This window comes from Micromonospora avicenniae (assembly GCF_900156065.1).
GTDB lineage: Bacteria > Actinomycetota > Actinomycetes > Mycobacteriales > Micromonosporaceae > Micromonospora > Micromonospora avicenniae.
Genome location: NZ_FTNF01000051.1, coordinates 1 through 5,367 on the forward strand (window position 1 = coordinate 1; position 5,367 = coordinate 5,367).

3 rRNA genes are annotated in these 5,367 nt (G+C 57.7%); all 3 read right to left on the minus strand.

The annotated features are described in order from the left end of the window. Window positions 1-3: 3 nt before the first annotated feature. Window positions 4-120: ribosomal RNA gene (gene rrf, locus BXA10_RS30165) — 5S ribosomal RNA — on the minus strand. 86 nt (window positions 121-206) lie between these two features. Continuing rightward, window positions 207-3,319 (minus strand): 23S ribosomal RNA (locus BXA10_RS30170). A gap of 374 nt (window positions 3,320-3,693) precedes the next feature. Then, window positions 3,694-5,209, minus strand: a 16S ribosomal RNA gene (locus BXA10_RS30175). The 16S, 23S and 5S rRNA genes sit together here, the layout of an rRNA operon. Between the last annotated feature and the right edge of the window lie 158 nt (window positions 5,210-5,367).

Consider the following 5,367-nt stretch of genomic DNA (forward strand, 5'->3'; position numbering starts at 1 on the left):
AATGTCCGGCGGTGTCCTACTCTCCCACACCCTCCCGAGTGCAGTACCATCGGCGCTGGAGGGCTTAGCTTCCGGGTTCGGAATGTTACCGGGCGTTTCCCCTCCGCCATGACCGCCGTAACTCTATCGACATGTCAAACAACCACAACCCACACGGGTGTGTTGTTCGTTTGTCGGGAGTTGCACAGTGGACGCGTAGCAGCTTAGTAGTCAAGTCCTCGGCCTATTAGTACCGGTCAACTGAACCCGTTACCGGGCTTACATTTCCGGCCTATCAACCCAGTCGTCTAGCTGGGGGCCTTACCCACTCAAAGAGTGGTGGGATACCTCATCTTGAAGCGAGCTTCCCGCTTAGATGCTTTCAGCGGTTATCCCTTCCGAACGTAGCTAACCAGCCGTGCCCCTGGCGGGACAACTGGCACACCAGAGGTTCGTCCGTCCCGGTCCTCTCGTACTAGGGACAGCCCTTCTCAAGTATCCTACGCGCACGGCGGATAGGGACCGAACTGTCTCACGACGTTCTAAACCCAGCTCGCGTACCGCTTTAATGGGCGAACAGCCCAACCCTTGGGACCTGCTACAGCCCCAGGATGCGACGAGCCGACATCGAGGTGCCAAACCATCCCGTCGATATGGACTCTTGGGGAAGATCAGCCTGTTATCCCCGGGGTACCTTTTATCCGTTGAGCGACACCGCTTCCACACGCAAGTGCCGGATCACTAGTCCCGACTTTCGTCCCTGCTCGACCTGTCAGTCTCACAGTCAAGCTCCCTTGTGTACTTGCACTCAACACCTGATTGCCAACCAGGCTGAGGGAACCTTTGGGCGCCTCCGTTACCCTTTAGGAGGCAACCGCCCCAGTTAAACTACCCACCAGACACTGTCCCTGAACCGGATAACGGTCCGAAGTTAGATACCCAAATCAACCAGAGTGGTATTTCAAGATTGCCTCCACCCATACTGGCGTATGAGCTTCACCGGCTCCCACCTATCCTACACAAGCTAATTCAAATACCAATGTCAAGCTATAGTAAAGGTCCCGGGGTCTTTCCGTCCTGCCGCGCGTAACGAGCATCTTTACTCGTAATGCAATTTCGCCGGGCCTGTGGTTGAGACAGTGGGGAAGTCGTTACGCCATTCGTGCAGGTCGGAACTTACCCGACAAGGAATTTCGCTACCTTAGGATGGTTATAGTTACCACCGCCGTTTACTGGCGCTTAAGTTCTCCGCTTCGCCCCCGAAAGAGCTAACAGGTCCCCTTAACGTTCCAGCACCGGGCAGGCGTCAGTCCATATACATCGAATTACTTCTTCGCATGGACCTGTGTTTTTAGTAAACAGTCGCTTCCCCCTGCTCTCTGCGGCCATACAACGCTCCACCCGCGCGGGGCTTCACGTCTCCGGCCCCCCTTCTCCCTAAGTTACGGGGGCAATTTGCCGAGTTCCTTAACCACAGTTCGCCCGATCGCCTCGGTATTCTCTACCTGACCACCTGTGTCGGTTTGGGGTACGGGCCGCTCGGAACTCGCTAGAGGCTTTTCTCGGCAGCATAGGATCACTGACTTCACCTGAATCGGCTCGGCATCACGTCTCAGCCTCATGGTGTGCGGATTTGCCTACACACCGGCCTACACGCTTACCCCGGCACAACCACCGGCCGGGCTCAGCTACCTTCCTGCGTCACCCCATCGCTTGACTACTACCCGCCAGGTTCCCACGCTCCCCACCATTGACCCGAAGGTCGCCGGCAGCTCGGGTGGTTAGCACAACGAGGTTCATCAGGGTCGCTCCTACGCGGGTACGGGAATATCAACCCGTTGTCCATCGACTACGCCTCTCGGCCTCGCCTTAGGTCCCGACTCACCCAGGGCGGATTAGCCTGGCCCTGGAACCCTTGGTCATCCGGCGGAAGGGTTTCTCACCCTTCTTTCGCTACTCATGCCTGCATTCTCACTCGTGCCGCGTCCACAACTGGATCACTCCGCTGCTTCACCCCCGGCACGACGCTCCCCTACCCATCCACACACCTGCACACAGCCCCGAAAGACCATGCGAAGTACATGCGTGAATGCCACAGCTTCGGCGGTGTACTTGAGCCCCGCTACATTGTCGGCGCGGAACCACTTGACCAGTGAGCTATTACGCACTCTTTAAAGGGTGGCTGCTTCTAAGCCAACCTCCTGGTTGTCTATGCGACCCCACATCCTTTTCCACTTAGCACACGCTTAGGGGCCTTAGCTGGTGATCTGGGCTGTTTCCCTCTCGACTACGAAGCTTATCCCCCGCAGTCTCACTGCCGCGCTCTCACTTACCGGCATTCGGAGTTTGGCTGATTTCGGTAAGCTTGTAGGCCCCCTAGACCATCCAGTGCTCTACCTCCGGCAAGAAACACACGACGCTGCACCTAAATGCATTTCGGGGAGAACCAGCTATCACGGAGTTTGATTGGCCTTTCACCCCTAACCACAGGTCATCCCCCAACTTTTCAACGTTGGTGGGTTCGGCCCTCCACGCGGTCTTACCCGCGCTTCAGCCTGCCCATGGCTAGATCACTCCGCTTCGGGTCTAGGACACGCGACTCGAACGCCCTGTTCAGACTCGCTTTCGCTACGGCTCCCCCACACGGGTTAACCTCGCCACATGCCACTAACTCGCAGGCTCATTCTTCAAAAGGCACGCCGTCACCCCTAAAGGCTCCGACGGATTGTAGGCGAACGGTTTCAGGTACTATTTCACTCCCCTCCCGGGGTACTTTTCACCATTCCCTCACGGTACTAGTCCGCTATCGGTCACCAGGAAGTATTTAGGCTTACCAGGTGGTCCTGGCAGATTCACGGCAGATTTCAGGAGTCCGCCGCTACTCGGGAACACCCACAGAAGACCAGCCACTTTCGCCTACCGGACTCTCACCGTCTACGGTCAGCCTTCCCAGACTGTTCGACTAGCAACTGGCTTTATAACTCCTCGAGTGCATGTCAGTACACTCAGCAGGGTCCCACAACCCCGACCACGCAACCCCTGACAGGTATCACACGCAACCGGTTTAGCCTCAATCCGCTTTCGCTCGCCACTACTCACGGAATCACATGTTGTTTTCTCTTCCTACGGGTACTGAGATGTTTCACTTCCCCGCGTTCCCCCCACACACCCTATGTGTTCAGGTGCGGGTGACTGGACATGACTCCAGCCAGGTTTCCCCATTCGGACACCCTGGGATCACAGCTCGGTTGACAGCTCCCCCAGGCCTATCGCGGCCTCCCACGTCCTTCATCGGCTCCTGGTGCCAAGGCATCCACCGTTCGCCCTTGACAACTTGACCACAAAGATGCTCGCGTCCACTGTGCAATTCTCAACAAACGACCAACCCACAACCCCACAGCCCCACACCTACACCCCACACAAGAGGATCCGGTTTGCGGGACCAGGCCATGCCTGGCGCCTCGACGGGCAACCGCCCGTCTCGAAGGCTCTGAAAAAACAACCAACGGTTGTTCCTTCAGGACCCAACAGGGTGCTAATCACTCGCCGCCAGCCGCATCACATCCGTCGTTCCTGCACCCCGAAGAGCGTGTACTAGACATCCGAAACCGTTGCCGGCACCAAGCTCGCCAGTGTCTCCGCCAATGAGCACCCCACCATCACATTCGGACAGTGTGGGCTCCATGCCACTTTTCAGTGGATGGTGCTCCTTAGAAAGGAGGTGATCCAGCCGCACCTTCCGGTACGGCTACCTTGTTACGACTTCGTCCCAATCGCCAGCCCCACCTTCGACGGCTCCCTCCCTTACGGGTTGGGCCACCGGCTTCGGGTGTTGCCGACTTTCGTGACGTGACGGGCGGTGTGTACAAGGCCCGGGAACGTATTCACCGCAGCGTTGCTGATCTGCGATTACTAGCGACTCCGACTTCACGGGGTCGAGTTGCAGACCCCGATCCGAACTGAGACCGGCTTTTTGGGATTCGCTCCACCTCACGGTATCGCAGCCCATTGTACCGGCCATTGTAGCATGCGTGAAGCCCTGGACATAAGGGGCATGATGACTTGACGTCATCCCCACCTTCCTCCGAGTTGACCCCGGCAGTCTTCGATGAGTCCCCGCCATAACGCGCTGGCAACATCGAACGAGGGTTGCGCTCGTTGCGGGACTTAACCCAACATCTCACGACACGAGCTGACGACAGCCATGCACCACCTGTGACCGCCCCCGAAGGACCCCCCATCTCTGGAGGTTTTGCGGCCATGTCAAACCCAGGTAAGGTTCTTCGCGTTGCATCGAATTAATCCGCATGCTCCGCCGCTTGTGCGGGCCCCCGTCAATTCCTTTGAGTTTTAGCCTTGCGGCCGTACTCCCCAGGCGGGGCGCTTAATGCGTTAGCTGCGGCACAGAGAACCGGAGAGGTCCCCCACACCTAGCGCCCAACGTTTACAGCGTGGACTACCAGGGTATCTAATCCTGTTCGCTCCCCACGCTTTCGCTCCTCAGCGTCAGTATCGGCCCAGAGACCCGCCTTCGCCACCGGTGTTCCTCCTGATATCTGCGCATTTCACCGCTACACCAGGAATTCCAGTCTCCCCTACCGAACTCTAGCCTGCCCGTATCGACTGCAGGCCCGCGGTTGAGCCGCGGGTTTTCACAGTCGACGCGACAAGCCGCCTACGAGCTCTTTACGCCCAATAAATCCGGACAACGCTCGCGCCCTACGTCTTACCGCGGCTGCTGGCACGTAGTTGGCCGGCGCTTCTTCTGCAGGTACCGTCACTTGCGCTTCGTCCCTGCTGAAAGAGGTTTACAACCCGAAGGCCGTCATCCCTCACGCGGCGTCGCTGCATCAGGCTTCCGCCCATTGTGCAATATTCCCCACTGCTGCCTCCCGTAGGAGTCTGGGCCGTGTCTCAGTCCCAGTGTGGCCGGTCGCCCTCTCAGGCCGGCTACCCGTCGTCGCCTTGGTAGGCCATCACCCCACCAACAAGCTGATAGGCCGCGAGCCCATCCCAGGCCGAAAAACTTTCCACCACCAGACATGCATCCAGCGGTCTTATCCGGTATTAGCCCCCGTTTCCGAGGGTTATCCCAAAGCCTAGGGCAGGTTGCTCACGTGTTACTCACCCGTTCGCCGCTCGAGTACCCCGAAGGGCCTTTCCGCTCGACTTGCATGTGTTAAGCACGCCGCCAGCGTTCGTCCTGAGCCAGGATCAAACTCTCCAACAAAAACTTTGTTGAAAAACAGTCCTGACAACAAAAGTGTTGCCAAAGGAATCCCAACCAGAAGACCCCACAAAATGAGGCCAACCAGTCCGGGGTAATAAATCAATTTGGCACTGGCTTATCAAGCACCCTGTTGAGTTCTCAAAGAACAACCACACACC